Origin of the sequence: Arthrobacter koreensis (assembly GCF_009193255.1) — a bacterium.
GTDB classification, from domain to species: domain Bacteria; phylum Actinomycetota; class Actinomycetes; order Actinomycetales; family Micrococcaceae; genus Arthrobacter_B; species Arthrobacter_B koreensis.
The window spans coordinates 519,884-542,605 of record NZ_WACG01000002.1; the positions used below are offsets into that span (position 1 = coordinate 519,884).

General features: G+C 66.5%; 20 protein-coding genes. 4 read left to right on the forward strand and 16 right to left on the reverse strand.

The window, feature by feature from the left end; genetic code table 11:
- Window positions 1–271 precede the first annotated feature (271 nt).
- From GD628_RS09325 to GD628_RS09345, 5 genes are all read right to left on the reverse strand, one after another.
- Window positions 272–1,240, reverse strand: a complete 969-nt coding sequence (locus tag GD628_RS09325; protein ID WP_152274513.1) for an SDR family oxidoreductase — start codon at window positions 1,238–1,240, stop codon at window positions 272–274.
- Entirely contained in the window at window positions 1,237–2,163 is a 927-nt protein-coding gene (locus tag GD628_RS09330) for a bile acid:sodium symporter family protein (RefSeq protein WP_152274514.1), read from the reverse strand. The genes GD628_RS09325 and GD628_RS09330 overlap by 4 nt, the downstream gene beginning before the upstream one ends.
- Window positions 2,163–3,566: a flavin-containing monooxygenase gene (locus GD628_RS09335; protein WP_152274515.1), complete on the reverse strand. Its 1,404-nt coding sequence runs from the start codon at window positions 3,564–3,566 to the stop codon at window positions 2,163–2,165. Before GD628_RS09335 ends, GD628_RS09330 begins: the two co-directional genes overlap by 1 nt.
- 133 nt (window positions 3,567–3,699) lie before the next feature.
- Entirely contained in the window at window positions 3,700–5,226 is a 1,527-nt protein-coding gene (glpK, locus tag GD628_RS09340) for a glycerol kinase GlpK (RefSeq protein WP_152274516.1), read from the reverse strand.
- A 45-nt stretch (window positions 5,227–5,271) separates the two neighbouring features.
- The gene (locus GD628_RS09345) at window positions 5,272–6,015 is read right to left on the reverse strand and encodes an MIP/aquaporin family protein (RefSeq protein ID WP_091605893.1); all 744 of its coding nucleotides are present in this window, start codon (window positions 6,013–6,015) and stop codon (window positions 5,272–5,274) included.
- Between the two features lie 262 nt (window positions 6,016–6,277).
- Here GD628_RS09345 and GD628_RS09350 point away from each other — a divergent pair, with 262 nt between their 5' ends.
- Genes GD628_RS09350 through GD628_RS09360 form a run of 3 tightly spaced genes read left to right on the forward strand, consistent with a single transcriptional unit; the run spans window position 6,278 to window position 9,131 of the window.
- A complete protein-coding gene (locus GD628_RS09350; RefSeq protein ID WP_091604629.1) occupies window positions 6,278–7,114 on the forward strand; it encodes an aldo/keto reductase in 837 nt (278 codons plus the stop codon).
- Window positions 7,114–8,040 (forward strand): alpha/beta fold hydrolase, encoded by a 927-nt coding sequence (locus GD628_RS09355; protein ID WP_152274517.1) that lies wholly within the window; start codon window positions 7,114–7,116, stop codon window positions 8,038–8,040. The genes GD628_RS09350 and GD628_RS09355 overlap by 1 nt, the downstream gene beginning before the upstream one ends.
- The gene (locus GD628_RS09360; protein WP_091604624.1) at window positions 8,037–9,131 is read left to right on the forward strand and encodes a glycosyltransferase family 4 protein; all 1,095 of its coding nucleotides are present in this window, start codon (window positions 8,037–8,039) and stop codon (window positions 9,129–9,131) included. The genes GD628_RS09355 and GD628_RS09360 overlap by 4 nt, the downstream gene beginning before the upstream one ends.
- On the opposite strand, the gene GD628_RS09365 is transcribed toward GD628_RS09360, so the two are convergent.
- Both GD628_RS09365 and GD628_RS09370 read right to left on the reverse strand, forming a co-directional pair.
- On the reverse strand, window positions 9,128–10,141 hold the full coding sequence (locus GD628_RS09365) for an NADP-dependent oxidoreductase (RefSeq protein WP_152274518.1): 1,014 nt from the start codon (window positions 10,139–10,141) through the stop codon (window positions 9,128–9,130). The genes GD628_RS09360 and GD628_RS09365 overlap by 4 nt on opposite strands.
- Before the next feature lie 106 nt (window positions 10,142–10,247).
- Window positions 10,248–10,769 carry a DinB family protein gene (locus GD628_RS09370; RefSeq protein WP_152274519.1) on the reverse strand — a complete coding sequence of 174 codons (522 nt, stop codon included), beginning with the start codon at window positions 10,767–10,769 and terminating at the stop codon, window positions 10,248–10,250.
- Window positions 10,770–10,829: 60 nt separating this feature from the next.
- Between GD628_RS09370 and GD628_RS09375 the strand changes: the two genes are divergently transcribed.
- Window positions 10,830–11,276, forward strand: a complete 447-nt coding sequence (locus GD628_RS09375; RefSeq protein ID WP_152274520.1) for an Hsp20/alpha crystallin family protein — start codon at window positions 10,830–10,832, stop codon at window positions 11,274–11,276.
- A gap of 6 nt (window positions 11,277–11,282) precedes the next feature.
- Here the strand turns inward: GD628_RS09375 and GD628_RS09380 are convergent, their stop codons facing one another.
- The 9 genes from GD628_RS09380 to carA all read right to left on the reverse strand — a co-directional run bounded on the left by GD628_RS09380 (window position 11,283) and on the right by carA (window position 22,687).
- A complete protein-coding gene (locus GD628_RS09380; RefSeq protein ID WP_152274521.1) occupies window positions 11,283–13,436 on the reverse strand; it encodes a primosomal protein N' in 2,154 nt (717 codons plus the stop codon).
- A gap of 4 nt (window positions 13,437–13,440) precedes the next feature.
- Window positions 13,441–14,667, reverse strand: a complete 1,227-nt coding sequence (metK, locus tag GD628_RS09385; RefSeq protein ID WP_152274522.1) for a methionine adenosyltransferase — start codon at window positions 14,665–14,667, stop codon at window positions 13,441–13,443.
- A 41-nt stretch (window positions 14,668–14,708) separates the two neighbouring features.
- Window positions 14,709–15,974, reverse strand: coding sequence for a bifunctional phosphopantothenoylcysteine decarboxylase/phosphopantothenate--cysteine ligase CoaBC (coaBC, locus tag GD628_RS09390; protein ID WP_152274523.1), 1,266 nt, complete (start codon window positions 15,972–15,974; stop codon window positions 14,709–14,711).
- Window positions 15,975–16,007: 33 nt separating this feature from the next.
- Window positions 16,008–16,268 (reverse strand): DNA-directed RNA polymerase subunit omega, encoded by a 261-nt coding sequence (gene rpoZ, locus GD628_RS09395; RefSeq protein WP_055241005.1) that lies wholly within the window; start codon window positions 16,266–16,268, stop codon window positions 16,008–16,010.
- Window positions 16,269–16,307: 39 nt separating this feature from the next.
- A complete protein-coding gene (gene gmk, locus GD628_RS09400) occupies window positions 16,308–16,877 on the reverse strand; it encodes a guanylate kinase (protein ID WP_152274524.1) in 570 nt (189 codons plus the stop codon).
- A 61-nt stretch (window positions 16,878–16,938) separates the two neighbouring features.
- Window positions 16,939–17,256 carry an integration host factor, actinobacterial type gene (gene mihF / locus GD628_RS09405; protein WP_091604601.1) on the reverse strand — a complete coding sequence of 106 codons (318 nt, stop codon included), beginning with the start codon at window positions 17,254–17,256 and terminating at the stop codon, window positions 16,939–16,941.
- A gap of 142 nt (window positions 17,257–17,398) precedes the next feature.
- The gene (gene pyrF / locus GD628_RS09410; RefSeq protein WP_152274525.1) at window positions 17,399–18,262 is read right to left on the reverse strand and encodes an orotidine-5'-phosphate decarboxylase; all 864 of its coding nucleotides are present in this window, start codon (window positions 18,260–18,262) and stop codon (window positions 17,399–17,401) included.
- Window positions 18,255–21,551: a carbamoyl-phosphate synthase large subunit gene (carB, locus tag GD628_RS09415; protein WP_091604595.1), complete on the reverse strand. Its 3,297-nt coding sequence runs from the start codon at window positions 21,549–21,551 to the stop codon at window positions 18,255–18,257. The genes pyrF and carB overlap by 8 nt, the downstream gene beginning before the upstream one ends.
- Window positions 21,551–22,687, reverse strand: coding sequence for a glutamine-hydrolyzing carbamoyl-phosphate synthase small subunit (carA, locus tag GD628_RS09420; protein ID WP_152274613.1), 1,137 nt, complete (start codon window positions 22,685–22,687; stop codon window positions 21,551–21,553). The genes carB and carA overlap by 1 nt, the downstream gene beginning before the upstream one ends.
- Between the last annotated feature and the right edge of the window lie 35 nt (window positions 22,688–22,722).

Consider the following 22,722-nt stretch of genomic DNA (forward strand, 5'->3'; position numbering starts at 1 on the left):
CCTCTGTCCTCAAGAAATCCTGGTGATGCGCGGCCTCCGGCATGCCGCCGGCTCCGCGTGCGCTTAGAACTCTTCCCCAGACACACAAAAGCCCCTCGTCAGATGCAAGGGGCTGCCGCGTTTGTCTGCAAACGCGGCTATCTAAGGTTGAGCAAAGCGGTCATTTCTCCACTTTACAACAGGCAGCGCCCGACGGCGGTGCCCGCCGCGGGGTTGTCACGTGCCGCTGCCGGCCGCAGGCACCCGGAGCGCCCGGCCGGCAGCGGCGTCGTCATCCCTGCCGGACGCGTTCAGCGTCCCTTGCCTTCCGGAACTCGAGGAACGCTTCCCGGCTGGTACGGCTGGGCGTAAACCCGAATTCTCCCTTGAGTGCCGTGTTGTCCAGCACCGGCCGGTAGCGCAGGAACCGCAGCTGCTCCGGTCCATGCACCGTCAGCCCGAGCTTCTGTCCCGCCCACAGTGCCGCCGCGAGGAGCGGAGCAGGTACCGTGATTGTCCGTTTGCCCGTCAGCGCCGCGATCTCGCGGACCGTCAGGGCTCCGTCACCGGCTACGTTGAAGACTCCGGTGCGCCCGGTCACCACGGCCTGGGCCATGGCATCAGCCACGTCCTGGTCCCAGATAAAGACAAACGGTGACTCGCTGCCGGCCACCCGCAGCAGCCGCCCGGCGTCGAAGAGGGCAGTGATCTGGTTCCGCACCCGTGCCCCCAGGATGGTGCCGATGCGGAAAATGGTCTGCCGCAGTTCCGGATGCTCGGTGCGCAGCCTGGCCAGTTCCTCTTCGACCAGCCGCTTGTGCCGGGAATAGGCAAACTCGTCGTTGCCGCGCAGGGGGTCGGTCTCTTTGAGCCAGGGCGCGTTATCCGGGTGGTAGCCGTAGGCGGCACCGGACGATGAGATAACCACGTGCTTCACCCCGGACCGAACGCATGCGGAGAGCACGTTCCTCGAACCGATGACATCCACCTGGTACTCCTGTTCCCTGGTGGTGTCCCGGCCGGGATTCACGATCGCCGCCAGATGCACCACCGTGTCAATGCGGTGATCCGCCAGGAGAGTGTCCAGGTACGGTGCGTTGATGTCCCCCAGTGCGTATTCGACGCCGTCAATCTCCCGCTCGGGGTCAGGCTCCCGCAGGTCCAGGCTCAGGACGTAGCTGACGCCGGGGTCCGCGGCCAGGCGGGATACGACGGCGCTGCCGAGGAACCCGTTGCCCCCGGTCACGCAGACCCGGGTCACAGCGCGGCCTCCTGTGACGCTGCGGCCTTCCGGGCATCCCGCCGGCGCCACCACGCAGCCAGTGCCAGTCCGGCCAGGATGTCCCAGATCCCCCACCAGGCGGCAACCATGGCCATCCCGCCCAGCCCCGAGAAGAACGTCAGGGTCAGCCCCAGGCCCAGCCCGGTGTTCCGGGCTCCCACTTCAAAGGTGACGGCGCGCCGGCTGGCTTCGTCCAGCCGAACGGCGGCGGCCGCCCAGTACCCCACTGCCAGGGCCACGGCGTCGTGCAGCGCAACCACCAGGAAGATGGTTCCCAGATGCTCCTTCAGCGGCTCCAGGTTGCTGGCGGTGCCGGCCACGATGAACGCCAGCAGGGCTATCAGCCCGATCCGCTGCACCCACGGCCGCAGCCTGTCCGTGAGCGCGGGGTAACGCCGGGCCAGCGGCATGCCCAGCGCGAACGGCAGGCCGATAATCAACAGCACCTGAACCAGCATGCCGCCGCGGTCCAGCGAAAAGTCGCGCATGAGCGAGTTCGTGGACGGGCTCAGCGCAGCCCAGAACGCCACGTTGAGCGGCATGACGATGATCGCTACGAGGTTGGACACGGCAGTCATGGAGGCGGAGAGCGCAACATCGCCGTGCGCCCGATGGGTCAGCACGTTCGAGATTCCGCCCGGCGGACAGCAGGCCACCAGGATCATGCCCAGGGCGATTGAGGCGGGGACCTGCAGTGCCAGTGCAATACCCACGGTCACCGCGGGCAGAAGCACGTACTGCGCGCCAATCCCCAGCAGAATCGCTGCGGGGCTCCGTGCCACGGTGCGGAAATCCGCCGGCCGCACTTCCAGGGCGATGCCCAGGATGATGACGGCGAGGACAATATTGAGGATCACCAGTGAGCCGGGCGAGAAATTGAGAACGACGTCGTCAATGGACATCACTGCTGCACCTCCACCGGCCCCCGGTCAGCGTGGGCGGAAGTGCCCGCAAACCGGGAGAGGTGGGCCTCCAGCTCAGCCCGGTAGGCGTCCTTGTTCACGTAGTAGCTCATCCGGTCCAACCCCAGGTACCGGTAACCGCCGGTGACATCCGGAGACGGTCCCCGCACGGCGGCGTCGAAGGCGGCAGCCGCGGTTGGATTGTCCTGCTGTGCGGCGAGGTAGGCGGCCACCAGCTCAGCCTGGCGGTATCTGCCTTCCCAGCCCAGCCCGGATGCTTCCACCATCCCCACCACCATCAGGTTCCTCGCCTGCCGGCTGAAGATGTTCAGGTAAAGCTGCGGCGAAGCTCCCGCCCAGCCGAGCAGGTCCCGGGAAAGGAACGGATAGCTGAGCACATAGCCGGTGGCGCACAGCAGGAGGTCATACTGCCCCTGCGTCCCGTCCCGAAAATGGACGGTGGAACCTTCCAGCCGCTCAATGTCCGGTTTCACGGACAGGTCGCCGTGGCCGAGGTGGTGCAGGATGAGCGAGTTAACCACCGGATGGGACTCGTAGATCCGGTAGTCGGGTTTCGGGAAGCCGAAACGTGCCGGGTCCCCGGTAAACATGCGCAGCAGCCGCTTGTCCAGGAACTGCTTCAGCGGCCGGGGCAGGGGTTTGCCCTGGTTCAGGGTGTCCGTGGGCCGGCCGAAAACATACTTCGGCACGAAGTAGTATCCGCGGCGCACGCTGATGTCCACGGCCGCCGCGTGGTGCACGGCGTCAACCGCTATGTCGCAGCCGCTGTTTCCGGCACCTACGATGAGTACCCGTTTCCCCGCCAGTTCCGCTGCGTCCTTGTACCGGGCCGAGTGCCTGATCTCTCCGGTAAACTCCCCCGCAAATGAGGGAAGGTACGGGGTGTGCAGGGTTCCCGATGCCACCACGACGGCGCCAAACTGTCCACTGCCCGCACCGTCGGGTCCCTGCCAGCTGAGCTGCCATCCGCCGTCGTCCGTTGGGACCGCGGCGGTTACCCGCGTGCCAAACCGAATCCGCCCGGTCAGCCCAAAGTGTGCGGCATAGTTCCGGAAGTACCGGAGCAGGTGCCGGTGTCCCGGATAGTCCGGTGTGCCCCCGGGCATGGGAAACTCGGCAAACTCCGTGGTGGTACGCGACGAGATGAGGTGCGCGGACTCGTAAACAGTGCTGTCCGGGTTGGCGATATTCCACAACCCGCCGACGTCCTTGTGCGCTTCGAAACCCACGACGTCTAGTCCGCGTTTGGAGACGGCCCGCATGGCCGCCAGCCCGCTTGGACCGGCACCGATCACCGCTACCGGCAGCGCGTCCCTGCCAGCGCCGGCCGTGCTTGTATCTGCTGTTGCTGCCACGAGGACCCGCTTCTGTGTGATGGGCATCACCATTGATGCTGCCAGCACGTTACCGGCCAGTATTCGTGCAGGTCAAACACAACACGCAGGGGTCAGGCACCGAAAAAGCCGCTCCCGGACCCGGGAGCGGCTTTGCCGGTTTGGACGCTTGGTGCCGTGGTTACAGAACGTCCTCGTCCACCCAGTCGAAGGTGCGCGTCACGGCCTTGCTCCAGAGGCGCATCTGCCGCTCACGCTCGGCCTGGTCCATGTTCGGGGTCCAGCGCTTTCCCTCGTTCCAGTTGGCTGCCACTTCGTCCGTGGAGTTCCAGAAGCCGACGGCGAGCCCCGCCGCGTAGGCAGCACCCAGGGCCGTGGTCTCCACGACCTCCGGACGGACCACGTCCACGCCGAGGATGTCCGCCTGGAACTGCATGAGGGCATCATTGGCAACCATGCCGCCGTCAACCCGCAGCTCCGTGAGCGGAACGCCGGAATCCGCGTTCACCGCGTCCAGGACTTCACGGGTCTGGAAGGCAGTTGATTCGAGCGCGGCGCGGGCAATGTGGTTTTTGTTCACGAACCGCGTGAGGCCCACGATCACGCCGCGGGCATCGGAGCGCCAGTGCGGTGCGAATAGGCCGGAGAACGCCGGGACGATGTACACGCCGCCGTTGTCTTCCACGGCACTGGCCAGCTCCTCGATTTCCGGGGCGCTGTTGATGATGCCGAGGTTGTCCCGCAGCCACTGCACCAGCGAACCGGTGACGGCGATGGAGCCTTCCAGGGCGTACACGGGAGCGGCATCGCCAATCTTGTAGGCTACAGTGGTGAGCAGCCCGTTCTCGGACATGACCTTTTCCTCACCGGTGTTGAAGATAAGGAAGTTGCCGGTTCCGTAGGTGTTCTTGGCGTCGCCGACTCCGAACGCAGCCTGCCCGAAGGTGGCGGCCTGCTGGTCACCCAGGATGCCGGCCACGGGAGTCTCGCGCAGCAGCTGCGAGCCGTGGACCGTCCCGTAGACCTCGGAGGAGGAACGGATCTCCGGCAGCATCGACGCGGGGACACCAAAGACATCCAGGATCGACTGGTCCCAGGTGAGGGTGTCCAGGTCCATGAACATGGTCCGGGAAGCGTTGGAGACGTCGGTGATGTGCGCGCCGCCGTCCGTACCGCCGGTCAGGTTCCAGGTCACCCATGAGTCCGTGTTGCCGAACTTGAGGTCGCCGTTTTCCGCCTTTTCGCGCGCGCCTTCCACGTTGTCCAGGATCCACTTGATCTTGGTTCCGGAGAAGTAGGTGGCCAGCGGCAGTCCCACCTTGTCCTTGAACCGCTCCAGGCCGCCGTCCTTGGCCAGCTCGTCCACGATCGGCTGGGTGCGGGTGTCCTGCCAGACAATGGCGTTGTAGATCGGTTTGCCGGTGTTCCGGTCCCACACCACTGCGGTCTCGCGCTGATTGGTGATGCCGACGGCGGCGATGTCATGCCGCGTCAGGTTTGCCTTGGACAGTGCGGTGCCAACAACCTCGCGGACGTTGGTCCAGATCTCCATCGGATCGTGCTCCACCCAGCCGGCCCGCGGGAAAATCTGCTCGTGTTCCTTCTGCCCGGTTGAAACGATCTTGCCGTCGTGGTCGAAGACTATGGCCCGGCTGCTGGTGGTGCCCTGGTCGATTGCGATCACGTACTGCTGCTTGCTGTCGGTCACGTGGGTCTCTCCTTTGAGGTCTTGGGGCTTGCGGACGTGGAACTGCTAGATGATTTCCGGGAGCGGGATGATACCGCCGGCCCAGCCGCCCAGCGCCCCGCCGAGCAGAGGGCCAACAACCGGAACCCAGGAGTACGCCCAGTCGCTGTTGCCCTTGTTCCGGATGGGCAGCAGGGCGTGGACAATGCGGGGGCCGAGGTCACGGGCCGGGTTGATGGCGTACCCGGTGGGTCCGCCGAGGGAGGCGCCAATGCCGACAACCAGCAGGGCGACGGCCAGCGGCCCAAGCCCGGAAGGAGTTCCGGCGAAGGCGACAATCACGAACACGAGCATGAAGGTGCCCACTACCTCGGTGACAACGTTCCAGCCGTAGGAACGGATGGCCGGACCGGTGGAGAACACACCCAGGATGTTGGCCGGATCCTGCTCATCGTCGAACTGCTTCTTGTAGGCGAGCCAGGCGACAAAGGCGCCAATGATGGCCCCAAGCATCTGCCCGCCGAAGTACGTGAGGGTGGATCCGATGGTCACTGCCACACCGGGTACGAATTCTTCCGCCCCGCCGGTGATGACGCCAACCGTCACGGCGGGGTTGATGTGCGCGCCGGACATCACGGAGAGGTAGACACCGGCGAATACGCCGAGGCCCCATCCCCAGTTGACCATCAGGAAGCCGCCGCCATTGCCTTTGGTCTTGCCCAGGGCAACGTTGGCAACTACACCACAGCCCAGGACTATCAGCGCTGCTGTACCCAGCATTTCGCTGACGAAAACCTCTCCAAGTGTCACCATCGACTACTCCGATCCTTTAGTAGTGCCATTTTGTTGGGGGTAAACAGGGATGCAGGTCCCGCCACGGGCACCGGCGTGGAGCGGGGCATTTTCACCTGCCGCAGCCTGTCGGCGCACTGTAAGGCCCTATGCAATCAAGCTTTTTCCAGAAACGCCATGGCTTGGGGGAAACTGCTTGTCAGCAGGCCTTTACGGGCTCCTCACGGTACACGCGGCACGGCAGGAGCGCACGTCGGGTGCGCCTCGGTAGAGTTGCACCATGGATCCGGCACCAAAACTGACTTTGAACAACGGCGTACTCATGGACCAGGCGGGCTATGGGACCTACAAGGTTCCGGCGCAGGACGCGGCGCCCCTGGTCAGTGCCGCCCTGTCCCTCGGCTACCGCCACATCGACACCGCGGCACTGTACGGAAACGAAGAGGGAGTCGGCCGTGCTGTCCGGAACTTCACGGAGGCGGGACACGTGGTCCGCGAGGACCTCTTCGTCACGTCCAAGGTGTGGAACACGGACCACGGCTACGAGTCCACCCTGCGCGCCTTTGACGTTTCACTGCAGAAACTCGGGTTCGACTACCTGGACCTGTACCTGATCCACTGGCCGTGCCCGGAGCGGGGGCTCTTTGTGGAGACGTACAAGGCACTCGAGAAGCTGTACGCCGAAGGCCGGATCCGGGCGATCGGTGTCTCCAACTTCAACCGTGAACACCTCGAAGAATTGCTGGACGGCACCTCCGTGGTGCCTGCCGTCAACCAGGTGGAACTCCATCCCTGGCTGGCCCAGCGTGAACTGCGGGCCTTCCAGAAGGCCAACGGCATCCGCACCGTCGCCTGGAGCCCGCTGGGGCGCGGAGCCCTTCTCGAAGATCCACTGGTGCGCCGGATCGCGTCAGATACAGGGCGCTCGCCTGCCCAGGTAGTGCTGCGCTGGCATGTGCAGTCCGGGCACACCGTGATACCCAAGGCCAGCAGCGAGGAGCGGATAGCGGAGAACCTCGACATCTTTTCCTTCGAACTCGACGCAGGTCAGATGGCCGCGCTGGACGGTATGGACAGCGGACGCCGTACGGGGTCAAACCCCAGCGAGGTGAACTGATGCTGCTGCGGCGCCGCCCTGCCGCGGCATCCGGTGCCCCGGCGCCGTTCCAGCGCCGGGCTACGGTCCGAACCGTCGCCGTGCAGGGAACTCCCCAGCGTTTTTGGGACTTCCCCGCAGCGGACCCGGAAACCGCAGGCCCGGACATCTTTATGGTCCATGGCTTCCGCGGGGACCATCATGGGCTGCTGCGGCTGGTGGAGGCGCTGCCCGGCCACCGGGTGATCCTTCCGGACCTGCCCGGGTTCGGACAGGGCGCCGCCCTTCCAGGAACGCACGACGCCGCGGCCTACGCGGATTTCGTCCGCGCCGGCTTCGATGTCATGGGCCTGGGACCGGACACGGTCCTGCTGGGCCACTCGTTCGGCTCCATCATTGCCGCGCGCACGGCTGCAGCGCATCCGGAGCTTCTGAGCGAACTCATCCTTATCAACCCGATCAGCGAGCCGGCCCTTGAGGGCCCCAAGGGCTTCACCAGCAAACTTGCGGAACTGTACTACCTCGCCGCAGCCAGGCTGCCTGAGAAACCCGGACGGGCGCTGCTGGCCAACCCGGGAATCGTCCGCGGGATGAGCATGCTCATGGCCAAGACCCGGAACCCGGGCCTGCGGCGCTGGATCCATGGCCAGCATGATGCGTATTTCAGCGCCTTCGCCTCACGGACGGTGGTGCTGGACGCGTTCCGGTCGTCCATTTCCGAGACTGTCCGGGACTTTGCGCCCCACCTGCGCATGCCGGTGCTGCTGATCGCCGCTGACCGGGATGACATTGGCTCGGTGCCGGCCCAGCGCCGGCTCGCGGCCCTGGTGCCGGATTCGGAACTTGAAATCCTTGAAGGGGTGGGCCATCTGGTGCACTACGAAGCGCCGGATACAGCCGCGGCGCTCATCACCGATTTCCTGGGCCGGAGGCATCGCAGCGCATGAGGATTGTCTTTGACGCCCGCTTCACCCGCACTGACCAGCATGACGGCATCAGCCGGTACGGAGCCAGCCTCATCGAGGCGGTGTCCCGCCACGCGGATGTCCGCATGCTGATCAGCGATGAACGCCAGCTGGCACTGCTGCCGCAGGTCCCGTGGACCAAAATCAACTCCCCGCTCTCCCCGGCCGAACTCTTCGTGGCGCGGCATGTGAACAAACTGGGAGCCGACGCCGTCGTCTGCCCCATGCAGACCATGGGCAGCTGGGGACGCCGGTATCCGCTGGTCCTGACCCTGCATGACCTGATCTACTACCAGAACCCCACTCCGCCGGGCTTCCTGCCGCTGCCGGTGCGCCTGCTGTGGCGGCTGTACCATCTGGCCTACTGGCCCCAGCGCCTGCTGCTGAACCGTGCCGACGTCGTTGCCACCATCTCCGACACCACGCGCGAGCTGATGTCCAGGCACCGGCTGACGCGGCGCCCGGTTCGGATGGTGTCAAACGCCCCGCAGCCCGGCACCGTTCCCCGGGATGCAGCGCTGCCGCCGGAGAAGTTCCTGCTCTACATGGGTTCCTTCATGCCGTACAAGAACGTGGAAACGATCGTCCGGGGCATGGACGGCCTGCCCGGCTACACGCTGCACCTGCTCAGCAGGATTTCCCCGGCCCGCCGCAGCGAACTGGAGGCGCTGTGCGCGGACCCGTCGCGGGTGGTCTTCCACAATGGGGTCTCCGACGCCGAGTACGACTCTCTGCTCAGGCGTGCCACCGCGCTGGTCTCCCTCTCAAAGGCAGAGGGCTATGGCCTGCCGATCATCGAATCGATGGCGGCAGGCACCCCGGTGATCGCGGCAGACACACCGATCTTCCGTGAGGTCTCCGGCGGTGCTGCCGTGCTGGTGGACCCTGAGAGCCCCGAGGGGTTTGCCGACGCGGTGCGCAGCCTCTCGGATTCGGAGCGCTGGCGCGAAGCATCAGAGGCCGGACTGGCCCGGGCCGCAGCATATGACTGGGAGACCTCCGCCCAGCAGCTTCTTGGCGCTGCGGCGGAGGCCTCCCAGGCATTCGCGGACCGGACCGGAAGGAAGCGCTAGGCCAGCCGGACGATCATTTTTCCGGTGTTCGCGCCCTTCATCAGGTCGATGAAGGCCTGCGGGGCGTTCTCCAGCCCGTCGACGAACGTCTCGTCGTAGCGGACACTGCCGTCCTGCAGCCAGCCCGCCATCAGGGAAGCGAATTCACCGGCGTACTGGTTGTAGCTGCCGGCAATGAAGCCCTTGAGGGTGAGTTCCTTGCCGATGGCCTGGAAGAGGTTTCGGGGAGCGCTCTGCGGCTCGGTGGAGTTGTAGGCGGAGATGGCACCGCACATGGCTACCCGCCCGTACTTGTTCAACACGGAGATTGCGGCTTCCAGGTGGTCCCCGCCGACGTTGTCGAAGTAAACGTCGATTCCGTCCGCGCCGGCGGCTTCCTTGAGCTGCTCCTTCACCGGGCCGTCGTGGTAGTTGAAGGCGGCGTCAAAGCCGAGCTCGCGCAGGCGGCGGACTTTCTCGTCCGACCCCGCGCTGCCGATAACCCGCTGCGCTCCGAGTGCCTTGGCGATCTGCCCCGCCATGGAGCCGACCGCCCCCGCAGCACCTGAAACGAACACCGCGTCGCCTTCACGGAAATCCGCCACCTTGGTGAGGCCGGCCCATGCCGTGAGGCCCGTCAGGCCCATGGCGCCCAGGTAGGCGCTGGCCGGTGCGATTGTGGTGTCTATAACTCGGGCCCGTTTGGCGTCCAGGACAGCGTAGTCCCGCCAGCCGAGGTTGTGGAGGACGGTATCTCCGGGCTTGTGGGTGCCCGCGCGGGACTCAACGACCTCACCCACCGCACCGCCTTCGAGCGGGGCGTCCACCTGGAACGGGGGAACGTAGGACTTCGCGTCATTCATTCGCCCGCGCATGTAGGGATCCACCGACATGAGGGTGTTGCGCACCAGGACCTGTCCATCCTCCAGTGCGGGAACACCGGCTTCTGCGAGCCGGAAGTTCTCTTCCGCAGGCCACCCCTCGGGACGGCTTGCCAGCTGGATTTCACGGCTTGCTGCTGGATACGACATGGATCTCCTTTCGGGCGCCCCGCGGTGGCAGGGCGCAGACAAAACATCAGCAACCTGTCTATCATGCCTGCCTGAACGCAGTGCGGCGCCTAATCCGGGCCGGGCCTTATCTGGGCCGGACGTCCCACAGGTGGTGGGCGGCGTCGTGCATGAAGTACCGGGCCAGCGACTCAACGGTGAAGGTACTGCCGTCCGAGCGGAGACCGCGGCGTGTGCGGTCCTGGTCCTCGACGGCGGCAAAGGCGTCCGCCGTCGCCTGGGCTTCATCAAGGAGGTCTGCGGCAACCCGGGACGGGTCCTGCTCGCCGTAACGTTCAGCGACGGCAGTGGCGTCCTGGTCCCAGTCCGGGAACTCCGCGCCGTCGGTATCCACCATCAGGAGCAGGCGCATTCGGTACACGTTGCACAAGTCCCGGACGTGAGCCGCGTATTCAAGCGGCGACCAGGTGCTCTCATCCGGCCGCACCGCTGCGTCCGAACGGTCCAGGACGTCCTGCCAGGCCTCCGCGTTTTCCAGCAGCATCTGCGGAATGTCCGCGTACTCGGTTTCCGAGGCGGTGAAACCGCACTCGGGGCACGTCCGGTCCAGGACCCAGGTCCAGTTCTTGGTGTCAGGGGTTATGGCCATTGCCACACTGTAGAGGATTCGGAATGCCGGGCGCACCACTTCTAGAATTGCAGCACGGGAATGTGTTTCTGCCAGGAGATGATCATCATGCCCATGGGGGTTCCGCCCCAGGACCACGAACGGCAAAGAGCAGCATTGGAAGCCCGCAGCCAGGCGCGCGGCGGCACCGCCGCAGACCTCTACCGGAACGGCGGTTTCCTTGTCCTCAATGCAGACCTCCCGGGGATAGACCCCGGATCGCTCTCCGTGGAGCTCGACGGCGACTTCCTTCTCATCCGGGCCCACCGCAGCCTGCGCGGGATGGACAGCGGAACGCTCTGGAGCGTGCGTGAGAGGGAAGACGGACTTATTTTCCGCCGCATTGCGGTGGGTGGGAGCGTTGATCCGTCAGGAGTCTCGCCGCACTACGCCAACGGAGTCCTGAGCCTGCACCTGCCGCTCAGGCCCGGCAGCGGCCGGCGCACGGTACCCGTGGAACACTCCCCCGGCACCGGAAAAGCGGCCTAACCGGAACTACAGCCCGTCCGGCGCGTCAACCCGAATGTACACCGGATCACCCGTCCGCCGTGCGGAAAGCGCCGCCTTGGCGGACCGCATCGCCGGCGTGATCACGTTCGCATCCCCGTAGGGGAAGAAGCAGAGGGTACGCCAGCGCGGGGTGGTTTCTCCGCCGTGAGCTGGTGGTTCTTCCACCGGGGCAGGGCCCACGATCCGGGCGCTTTCGGGCAGGCCGAGCCGGGACACGAAACTGTCCAGCCCGTCGCGGGAACCGGTCAGCTCCGCGTAGCGCACGGCGGGCGGCAGCCCCAGTTCCCGGCGGAGGGCGAGTTCGCGTTCGGCTGCTCCCGCCGGGTCCCAGCGCAGCAGGTGGCCCACGGTGGCGGTGTCGTCAGCGGTCACCACAACCACTCCCCCGTCCGATGCCGGGCGGACCAGGGCCGCTGCAGTAAGCCAGCGGCGCAGGGTTTCTTCCTGTGCCCGCAGTGACTGCCGCGAGAGCATGGCGGTCCCATCCAGCAGCAGCGCGGCGGCATAGCCCGACGGCGCCACGGGTTCCGCGCCCGGAGTGGCGACTACCAGTGCGGGTGCATCGGGCACCTCTGCGCGGATATGGTCTCCCGCCGAGGACACCACTGTCACGGACGGGAAGGCGCGGCCGAGCTCCTCGGCGGTCCGTCCCGCTCCTGCGGTGGACGCCCGCAGCCGGAAACTTCCGCAGTGCGGACAGTGCCACCTCGGCTCCGGCCGGGCACACCACCGGCAGGCGGGCGGCGAGTTGCGTCCGGACTGCGCCAGCGGCCCCTGGCACTGCCGGCAGCGGGCCGGCTCCCTGCAGTCCTGGCAGGACAGGGCCGGGGAGAAACCCGTCCGGGCCACCTGCACCAGCACCGGGCCGCGCTTGAGTCCGTCCTGGGCGGCCTTCCAGGCCGCATGCGGAATCCTGGCCCGGGCGGCCAGCGGGTCCCGCTCCAGGTTGAAGGTGTCCCCCGTACTCATCACCCGTGCCGTTGAGGCACGCACCAGGGCCCGCTCAGCATCCAGGGCAGCCGCCCAGCCGGACTCGATCAGCCGCTGCGCTTCGGTGCTTCGGGTATGGGAAGCAACGAGCATTCCCGCGCCCGCGGCCTCGGCCCGGAGCAGCAGGACGTCGCGGGCATGCTGGTACGGCGCGCGCTGCTCGGCATGCAGGTCGTCGGCGTCATCCCAGATGCAGACAAGGCCCAGGTTTGCCACCGGCGCGTAGGCGGCGGAACGGGTGCCCACCGCCACGGACGCGTCGCCGTAAAGCAGCTGCAGGAAACTGCGGTACCTGGGGGTGGGACCGTCCTCCCCGGTCAGGCGCACCGCGGTGTCCGCGGGCACCCTCTCCTGCAACGCGTCCATCACACGCGCCAGGTCCTTCTGGTCCGGTACAACTACGACGGCGCCACGGCCGGAGAGCACGGTGGCCTCCACTGCGGCAGCTATTTCACGCGGCCAGGCGTCGGGACCGTAGCCGCGGAGGGAACTCAGCACGGCCCGCGGACTGTGGCCGGCTGCGAGGTGGCTCAGGAAACGCGGGCCGTGCGCGTACCGCCGGAACGGGTTTTGCTCCGATTGCGTGGGTTCGGGAACAGCCTCGGACGTCCCGGAGCGGTCTGCCGGTTTTTCTGCGGATCCCGTTCCGGCTCCGGCGCCGGGAACCCGGCCTGCGAACTCTTTTTCAACGCGCGCTACCCGCGGCGGAACGGCCACCCTCAGCACGTCGTGGACGGATCCGGCATAGCGTGCCGCAACTGACTGGGCCAAGCCGAGGACTTCGGGGCTAAGCACGGGGACCGGTGAAACCACCTTGCCCAGGTTCACCAGCCGGGCGGTCGTATCCGTCGATGCAAGCCGCTCAATCAGGAAACCGGCGAGTTCCTGCCCGCCGAAGCGGACCTTGACGCGCACGCCCGGAGACGCTGCATCGCTGAGCTCCGCTGGCACCAGGTAATCAAAGGGACGGTCCAGGTGCGGCAGCGGGGAGTCGAGCAGCACCCGGGCGATGGGCAGCTCCGGTGCCGGCTGGGACTTCCCGACCGGCGCTGCGGGCGGACTAAAGCCGTGCAGCAGGGAGAGCTGCACGGCTTCCTCCGCTGGAGCGTGCCCTTCCCGGGGCGCACGCTGCGGCGGATGCTCCCCCATGGCGCTAGGCGTTAAACCAGCGGCGCAGTTCCTCGACCTTATCGAGGCGTTCCCAGGTAAAGCCTTCGTCCTCGCGGCCGAAGTGCCCGTGGGCGGCAGTCTTCTGGTAGATGGGCCGCTTGAGGTCCAGTGCGTTGATAATGCCCAGCGGACGCAGGTCGAAGACCTCGTTGATGGCCTGGGAGATGCGCATCGGGTCTACGGTCTCCGTGCCGAACGTCTCGACGTAGATGCCAACCGGGCGGGCCATGCCAATGGCGTAGGCAATCTGGATTTCGGCCCGGCGTGCGAGTCCGGCAGCCACCACGTTCTTCGCAACCCAGCGCATGGCGTAGGCAGCGGACCGGTCCACCTTGCTCGGGTCCTTGCCGGAGAAGGCGCCCCCGCCGTGGCGGGAGAACCCGCCGTAGGTGTCCACAATGATCTTGCGGCCGGTGAGGCCGGCATCGCCCACGGGACCGCCAATGACAAACGGACCGCCCGGGTTGATGATGTGGCGCACCCCGGAGGTGTCCAGTTCGGCTCCGGCGAGCACGGGATTGACCACGAACTCAACCATGTCGCGGTGCAGCTGGCCCTGGTCCAGGTCCGCAGCGTGCTGGGTGGAGACGACGACGGAGTCCACGGAGACCGGCCGGTCGCCGTCGTAGCCAATGGTGACCTGGGTCTTGCCGTCCGGACGCAGGTACGGCAGCGTGCCGTCCTTGCGCACCTGGGTCAGGCGTTCAGAGAGCCGGTGCGCCAGCCAGATGGGCGTGGGCATCAGGACACTGGTCTCATCGCTGGCGAAACCGAACATGATGCCCTGGTCGCCGGCGCCCTGGGCGTCCAAGGGGTCCACGGCATCGCCGGAACGGTTCTCCACCGAGTTGAAGACGCGGGAAGCGATCTCCGGTGACTGCTGGCCGATCGAGACGGAGACACCGCAGCGTGCGCCGTCGAAGCCGTTGGCCGAGGAGTCGTAGCCGATGTCCAGGATGGTGTCCCGGACCAGCTGCGGGATTTCCACATAGCCTTCGGTGGTAACCTCGCCGGCAACGTGGACCAGGCCGGTGGTCACAAGCGTCTCCACGGCAACGCGGGATTCGGGGTCCGCCTTGAGCAGGCCGTCGAGGATCGCGTCACTGATCTGGTCACAGATCTTGTCCGGATGGCCTTCGGTCACCGACTCGGAGGTGAACAGCCGCAGGGCACTTGGTTCGGCAGGGGCAGTCGTATTGCTGGAAGTCACGGGTTTACTCTACTTCGTTCCGGGGACAGTCCCCGCCTGGGTCAGGACGTGGCGTGCAGGGCCGGGGAGCCGGCCAGTTCAGCGGCGATCCGCTGGACGAGATGCCGGGCGATCTCTGCCTTGCTCCCGGTGAGGGCAGGCGGTTCGGCGGCCGGGTCATCCTTCGGTGAGAGAATCCTCACCTCGGTGCTGTCCTGCCCAAACACCAGCGCACGGCCCACCTGGTTGAGGACCAGCAGGTCGGAGCCCTTCCGCTCGAGTTTGCGGCGGCCGTATTCGAGGACGGATCCGCTGTCATCGCCTGTTTCGGCGGCGAAACCGACAATCAGGGAGGGCCCGGATCCGGAAGCGGAGCGGTTCTGCACGGTCTCAGCCAGGATGTCCGGGTTGCGCACCAGCGTGATTACCGGATCCGCGCCGTCGTCGCGCTTCTTGATTTTGGTGTCTGCGTTCTCTCCCGGCCGGAAATCCGCCACGGCGGCGGACATGACCAGGACATCCGTGGACTTCGCCGCCTCGTGGACGGCGTCGCGAAGTTCCAGGGCGGTTTCAACCTGCACCAGGTCAACGCCCTGGGGCGGGGGAACCTCAAGGTGGGCCGCGATGAACCGCACCTGGGCCCCTTCGGCAAGGGCGGCGGCGGCGATGGCTGCACCCTGCTTTCCGGATGACCTGTTGCCCAGGAAACGAACGGGATCCAGGGGTTCCCGGGTGCCTCCCGCGGTGACGGTGACCCGGCGGCCCGCGAGCAGGCCCGCTGCCGGCGCGGATCCGGTGGGAGCTTGTCCCGCCGCTGCCAGCGCGGCGGCAAAAATATCTTCCGGCTCCGGAAGCCGTCCCGGGCCCGAGTCCTTGCCGGTCAGGCGGCCGGAAGCGGGGTCCATGACAACGGCGCCGCGGGAGCGAAGGGTGGCGACGTTGGCCTGCGTGGCCGCATGGTTCCACATCTCGGTATGCATGGCCGGGGCGAAGAACACCGGTCCGCGTGCCATCAGCAGCGTGTTGGTGAGCAGGTCGGAGGCCAGGCCGGCCGCGGCCCTGGCCAGCAGGTCCGCGGTGGCCGGTGCCACCACGATCAGGTCGGCTTCATGGCCGAGCCGGACGTGGTTGACGGTATCCACGGCGTCGAACACCGTGGTGCTGACGGGATGCCCGGAAAGTGCTTCCCAGGTGGCGATGCCCACGAACCGGGTGGAAGCCTCGGTGGGCACCACCTGGACGCTGTGGCCGGCTTCGGTGAACAGGCGCAGCAGCAAGGCTGCCTTGTAGGCAGCAATACCGCCGCCCACCCCCAGGACAATGCGCACGCCTGTCCTACCTCCTAGCCGTGGATCAGTGCCTTACTCGGCGGTTTCGTTGGCGCGGACTACCAGCATGCCGTCGTTGATCTCGCGCAGAGCGATGGACAGCGGCTTTTCGTTGAGCTTGGTTTCCACCAGCGGGCCAACGTACTCGAACAGGCCTTCGTGCAGCTGGGAGTAGTAGGCGTTGATCTGGCGGGCGCGCTTGGCGCCGTAGATGACCAGGGCGTACTTGGAATCAGCGGCCGTCAGCAGGTCGTCGATCGGCGGGTTGATGATGCCTTCAGGCTGGGTAGACAAAAGATCTCCAAAGTTTTCGTGCGGATCAAGAACAGCAGCTCAGCGTTGGCGAGGGCTGATCCCCATGAGTGAAACGAGCTCTGCTGCAGCCCGCTGAACGTCATCATTGATGACAGTGTGATCGAACTCGGGCTCGGCAGCAAGTTCCAGTTTAGCGGTTTCCAGGCGCCGCTGCTGCTCTTCTGGTGTTTCCGTGCCCCGGCCCACCAGGCGGCGGACCATTTCGTCCCAGGACGGCGGTGCCAGGAAGACGAAATTCGCTTCCGGCATTGATTCCTTGACCTGCCGCGCGCCCTGCAGGTCAATCTCCAGCAGGACCGACCGGCCTTCCGCCATGGCGGCCTCAACTGTGCGGCGCAGCGTCCCGTACCGGTTGTGTCCGTGCACCACGGCCCACTCGAGCATTTGGCCTTCGGAGACCAGGTCGTCGAACTCCTCGGCCGTCACGAAGAAGTAGTGCACGCCGTTTTCCTCGCCCGGGCGCGGGGCGCGGGTGGTGGCGGACACCGAGAGCCAGACCTCGGGATAGTTATCCCGGATGTAGGTGGACACCGTGCCTTTACCAACGGCGGTGGGACCTGCCAGAACTGTCAGCCGCGGTTGCGACACGTAGACCTCACTTGTTTAGGGAACAGGTCCGACGCCGCCGCAGCCGCTTGGGGCGGCCGGCTTAGTCGGACTCCAGTAATTCGATCAGCGCCTTGCGCTGGTGGACACCAAGGCCCCTCACCCGGCGGGTGGGGGCAATGCCCACGGTAGCCATTATTCCAGCTGCGCGACGTTCCCCCACACCAGGCAGTGCGCGCAGCAGGTCTACGACCTTCAGCCGGCCCACTGCTTCCTCGGAAGCGCGGGAGACGATGACCTCCTCGACCGAGAGTTCACCGGATTTGATCTTGGACTTGATCTCCGCCCGCACCGTGCGGGCGGCGGTGGCCTTTTCCCGCGCCCTGGTGCGCTCGGCTTCAGTCAGTGGTTTGAGGTTCAATTGGCTCTCCCGGGCGAAGACTGACCGCCCGTCAAACTGGTTGTGACCGGCGGCTTTGCGGTTTCTTGGGCTAGGGTCCGAACCTATCCGCACTGTGCGGGCAATGCAATGGAAACCGGTACGTAAGACGTACCGGTTTCCACTATGGCTGCGGAAGGCCGTCCAGCGTGCGGGCGGCGGCTTCGCGCAGTGCGCTGCGGTCCGGGCCCGCCTTGAGGATGTCCCGGCTGGAGGTGGCCAGTACGTTCGCGTAGGCCGCACCGAAGGTGATCCGCAGGTCTTCGCCCGTTGCGCCCTGCGCCCCGAGGCCCGGGGCAAGGATGGGCGCGTTGGCTGCGGCCAGGTCGATGCGCAGGTCAGCCAGGGCGGAACCGACAGTTGCTCCGATTACCAGTCCGGTGGAGCCCAGCGTCCGCGCCCCTGCATTTTCGGCGGCAGCGGCATCGACAATCCGGGCTGCCACCGAGCGGTCCGAGCCGACGTGCTGCACCGACGCGCCTTCCGGGTTGGAGGTCAGTCCCAGGACGAAGACTCCCCTTCCGGTCGCGGCAGCGAGGTCCAGGGCGGGCCGCAGCGATTCATATCCCAGGTAGGGGCTCAGGGTGACTGAGTCCGCTGCCAGCGGCGATCCGTCCCGCAGCCAGGCGTCGGCATAGGCGGCCATGGTGGAGCCGATGTCTCCCCGCTTGGCATCAGCGATGGAGAGGACGCCCGCCTCGGTGCAGGCGGCCAGCAGCCGTTCAAGCACGGCCATGCCGGCGGAGCCGTGGCGTTCAAAGAGCGCCACCTGCGGCTTGACGGCAGCAGCCTGCTCCCCCACCGCCTCCAGGACGGTCAGCGAGAAGCGTTCGAGCCCGGCGGCGTCGTCGTTCAGTCCCCAGGCGGCCAGCAGGCCGGGATGGGGGTCGATGCCGGCGCACAGCGGGCCGCGCGTGTCCATCGCTGCCCGCAGGCGCGCACCAAAGGGTGCGTGCCTGCGGGCAGCGTCGGTGCCGTGCTCAGGCAAGGCTGGAAGCCTGGAGCTTCGCGGCGTACTCCTGGAGGGAGCACACGTCCCATTCGTAGGAGCGCATCGCTTCGATGGCCTGTACCGCGGCGGTGAACTCGGACACCGTGGTGATGACCGGGCAGCCGATCGAGGTGGCAGCAGCACGGATTTCGTAGCCGTCGCCCCGGGCCTGTCCACCGGAGGGCGTGTTGATGACCATGTTGATGTCACCGGCGGTGATCAGGTCCACCACGGTGCCTTCGCCGTCGGGTCCGGTGCCTTCGGCGACCTTGCGGACGGTGGTGGCCTGGATGCCGTTGCGGCGCAGGACATCTGCCGTGCCGCCGGTGGAGAGGATCTCGAAGCCGAGGTCGCTCATGAGCTTCACCGGCATGATGATCGAGCGCTTGTCCCGGTTGGCGACGGAGACGAAGATCTTGCCGGCCGTGGGCAGCGCCGAGTTGGCGGCAGCCTGCGACTTGGCAAAGGCGGTGTCGAAGTACTTGTCGATGCCCATGACTTCGCCGGTGGAACGCATTTCCGGGCCGAGGAGCGAATCCACCACGGTGCCCTCGGGCGTGCGGAAGCGGCTGAACGGCAGCACGGCTTCCTTCACGGCCACCGGCGCATCCAGCGGAAGCGAGGAGCCGTCTCCGGCTGCCTTGAGCTTTCCGGCCGCACGCAGTTCGGCAATGGTGGTGCCGGTGCCGATCAGCGCCGCGGCCTTGGCCAGCTGGACGCCGGTTGCCTTGGAAACGAACGGTACGGTGCGGGAGGCACGCGGGTTGGCTTCGATCACGTAGAGCACGTCCGAGGCGAGGGCGAACTGGATGTTGATCAGGCCGCGCACGCCCACGCCGGAGGCGATGGCACGGGTCGCTTCGACCACGCGGCCAATGACGTCCGTGCCCAGCGTGATGGGAGGCAACACGCAGGCGGAGTCGCCGGAGTGGATGCCGGCCTCCTCGATGTGCTCCATGATGCCGCCCACGTACAGGTCGGTGCCGTCGAAGAGCGCGTCGACGTCGATTTCAATGGCGTCTTCCAGGAACCGGTCAACCAGGACGGGGTGGTCCGGGGTAATTTCCGTGGCGTTGGCGATGTAGCGGGACAGGTTCGCCTCGTCGTAGACGATTTCCATGCCGCGGCCGCCCAGCACGTAGGAGGGGCGGACCAGGACCGGGTAGCCGATCTCGTCGGCGATCTTCTTGGCGTCCTCGAAGGACACGGCGGTGCCGTTCTTGGGGGCCACCAGCCCGCCCTCGTCCAGCACGCGCTGGAAGGCGCCGCGGTGCTCGGCCAGGTCGATCGCCTCGGGCGAGGTGCCCAGGATCGGAATGCCGGCGTCGGCCAGTTCCTGTGCCAGCTTCAGCGGGGTCTGGCCGCCGAGCTGGACGAAGACACCCAGGACACCGCCGGTGCGCTGTTCGGCGTGGATGACTTCCAGCACGTCCTCGAGCGTGAGCGGCTCGAAGTAGAGGCGGTCGGAGATGTCGTAGTCAGTGGACACGGTCTCCGGGTTGCAGTTGATCATCACGGTCTCGTGCCCGGCTTCGCGCAGCGCCATGGTGGCGTGCACGCAGGAGTAGTCGAACTCGATGCCCTGGCCGATGCGGTTCGGCCCGGAGCCGAGGATGATCACGGACGGCTTGGCGTGCTGCGCCACCTCGTCTTCCTCGTCGTAGGAGGAGTAGTGGTAGGGGGTGTACGCAGCGAACTCCGCGGCGCAGGTGTCCACCGTCTTGTAGACCGGGCGGATACCCAGGACGTGGCGCACGCCGCGGACCACTGACTCCGGCTGGTTGGTGAGCCGGCCGATCTGCGCGTCGGAGAAGCCGTGGCGCTTGGCCAGGCGCAGGACGTCCTCATTGATCTGGGCGGCGCCGCGGATTTCCTCGGCAACCTCGTTGATCAGTTCGAGCTGGTCCAGGTACCAGGGGTCGATTCCGGTGGCCTCGAAGAGCTGCTCGGCGGTAGCGCCGCCCAGCAGTGCCTGCTGCACCTGGGCCAGGCGGTCCGTGGTGGGCCGTTTGGCGGCTTCGATGAGAGCCGGAACATCCGCGGGATCCACCGGGTCGAAGCTGAGCTGCGAGCCCTTCTGTTCCAGGGAGCGCAGGGCCTTCTGCAGCGCCTCGGTGAAGTTGCGGCCAATGGCCATGGCCTCGCCGACGGACTTCATGGTGGTGGTCAGGGTGGGATCCGCTGCCGGGAACTTCTCGAAGGCGAAGCGGGGAACCTTCACCACCACGTAGTCCAGGGTCGGCTCGAAGGACGCCGGGGTCTTCTTGGTGATGTCGTTCGGGATCTCATCCAGCGTGTAGCCCAGGGAGAGCTTGGTGGCGATCTTGGCGATCGCGAATCCGGTTGCCTTGGAGGCCAGCGCCGAAGAGCGGGAGACGCGCGGGTTCATTTCAATGACGACGACGCGGCCGGTGTCCGGTTCAATGGCGAACTGGATGTTGCAGCCGCCGGTGTCAACGCCAACCTCGCGGATGACGGCGATGGCGATGTCCCGCAGCTTCTGGTACTCACGGTCCGTCAGGGTCATCGCCGGGGCCACGGTGATCGAGTCGCCGGTGTGGACGCCTACGGGATCGAAGTTCTCGATGGAACAGACAACAACCACGTTGTCGTTCTTGTCCCGCATCATTTCAAGTTCGTATTCCTTCCACCCCAGGATGCTCTCTTCGAGCAGTACCTCGGAGGTGGGGCTGTACTGGATGCCCGCGCCAGCGATGCGGCGCAGGTCCTCGGCGTTGTAGGCCAGGCCGGAACCGAGCCCGCCCATGGTGAAGGACGGGCGGACCACCATCGGGTAGCCGAGCTCCTCGGCAGCGGCGAAGGCCTCGTCCATGCTGTGCACGATGATGGACTTCGCGGACTCGGCGCCGCAGCGTTCGACGACGCCCTTGAACTTCTCGCGGTCTTCGCCGAGCTCGATGGCTTCGATGTTGGCGCCGATCAGCTCGACGTTGTACTTCTCCAGTACGCCGTTCTTGTCCAGGGCGATCGCCGTGTTCAGCGCGGTCTGGCCGCCCAGGGTCGGCAGCACGGCGTCGGGGCGTTCCTTGGCGATGATCTTCTCGACCACCTCCGGAGTGATCGGCTCGACGTATGTGGCGTCGGCGAACTCCGGGTCGGTCATGATCGTTGCCGGGTTGGAGTTGACCAGGATGACCCGGAGGCCTTCCTCCTTCAGCACGCGCAGTGCCTGCGTGCCGGAGTAGTCGAATTCGGCGGCCTGGCCGATGACGATCGGGCCGGAGCCGATCACCAGGACGGACTTGAGATCGGTTCTGCGGGGCATTAGCGGGATTCCTTGTTCTTGCTGGAGGCCATCAGGTCGACGAAGCGGTCGAAGAGGTAGGCGGAGTCGTGGGGGCCGGCAGCGGCTTCGGGGTGGTACTGGACCGAGAATGCGGGGATGTCCAGGCAGGCGAGGCCTTCCACCACGTTGTCGTTGAGGCTGATGTGGCTCACTTCCACCGTGCCGAAGCGCGCTTCGGGAGCGGTGACGGGACCGTCCAGCGGTGCGTCGACGGCGAAGCCATGGTTCTGGGAGGTGATTTCAACCTTGCCGGTGCGGCGGTCCAGGACCGGCTGGTTGATGCCGCGGTGGCCGTAGGGCAGCTTGTAGGTGCCGAACCCGAGGGCGCGGCCCAGGATCTGGTTGCCGAAGCAGATACCGAAGAACGGGGTGCCGGTGTCCAGCACGTCACGCAGCAGCTTCACCTGGTTGTCGGCGGTGGCGGGGTCGCCGGGGCCGTTGGACATGAAGACGCCGTCAGGGTTCAGGGCCCGCACGTCTTCCAGCGTGGCCGAGGCGGGCAGCACGTGCACGCGGACCCCGCGTTCGGCGAAGCGCACCGGGGTCATGGACTTAATCCCAAGGTCCAGGGCGGCCACGGTGAAGAGCGGCTCGCCGTCCCAGCCGTGCGCGGAGGGCTCGACGACGTAGCTTGCCTCGATGCTCACTTCCTCGGCAAGGCGGGAACCGGCCATTGACTCCTGCGCGCGGACTTCAGCGAGCAGCTCGGCGTCGCTGCGCAGGGCAGCCTCACCGGAGAAGATGCCGGCCTTCATGGCACCTCGCTCGCGCAGGTGGCGGGTGATGGCACGGGTGTCGACTCCGGAGATGCCAACCACGCCCTGGGCTGCGAGGTCCTCGTCCAGGGTCCGCTCGGAGCGCCAGTTCGAGGGCTTCCGGGCGGCGTCGCGGACAATGTAGCCGGCAACCCAGATGCGCCGGGACTCGGCGTCGTCGGTATTCACGCCGGTGTTGCCGATGTGCGGTGCCGTCTGGACAACCAGCTGCCGGGCGTAGGAGGGGTCAGTAATGGTCTCCTGGTAGCCGGTCATGCCGGTGGCGAAGACAGCCTCTCCCAGTGCGGTGCCGGTGGCTCCGTAGCTGCGGCCGCGGAAACTGCGGCCGTCCTCCAGCATGAGGACAGCTGTTCTCGGGGCGGGGGTTTGGTTCA

What these genes read in the sequence shown, in the direction of transcription:
- GD628_RS09330 (WP_152274514.1), bottom strand. Translation starts at nt 2,163, where the DNA reads ATGTCCATTGACGACGTCGTTCTCAATTTCTCGCCCGGCTCACTGGTG.
- GD628_RS09335 (WP_152274515.1), bottom strand. Translation starts at nt 3,566, where the DNA reads ATGCCCATCACACAGAAGCGGGTCCTCGTGGCAGCAACAGCAGATACA.
- GD628_RS09350 (WP_091604629.1), top strand. Translation starts at nt 6,278, where the DNA reads ATGGATCCGGCACCAAAACTGACTTTGAACAACGGCGTACTCATGGAC.
- GD628_RS09355 (WP_152274517.1), top strand. Translation starts at nt 7,114, where the DNA reads ATGCTGCTGCGGCGCCGCCCTGCCGCGGCATCCGGTGCCCCGGCGCCG.
- GD628_RS09360 (WP_091604624.1), top strand. Translation starts at nt 8,037, where the DNA reads ATGAGGATTGTCTTTGACGCCCGCTTCACCCGCACTGACCAGCATGAC.
- GD628_RS09365 (WP_152274518.1), bottom strand. Translation starts at nt 10,141, where the DNA reads ATGTCGTATCCAGCAGCAAGCCGTGAAATCCAGCTGGCAAGCCGTCCC.
- GD628_RS09370 (WP_152274519.1), bottom strand. Translation starts at nt 10,769, where the DNA reads ATGGCCATAACCCCTGACACCAAGAACTGGACCTGGGTCCTGGACCGG.
- GD628_RS09375 (WP_152274520.1), top strand. Translation starts at nt 10,830, where the DNA reads ATGTGTTTCTGCCAGGAGATGATCATCATGCCCATGGGGGTTCCGCCC.
- GD628_RS09380 (WP_152274521.1), bottom strand. Translation starts at nt 13,436, where the DNA reads ATGGGGGAGCATCCGCCGCAGCGTGCGCCCCGGGAAGGGCACGCTCCA.
- carB (WP_091604595.1), bottom strand. Translation starts at nt 21,551, where the DNA reads ATGCCCCGCAGAACCGATCTCAAGTCCGTCCTGGTGATCGGCTCCGGC.
- carA (WP_152274613.1), bottom strand. Translation starts at nt 22,687, where the DNA reads ATGCTGGAGGACGGCCGCAGTTTCCGCGGCCGCAGCTACGGAGCCACC.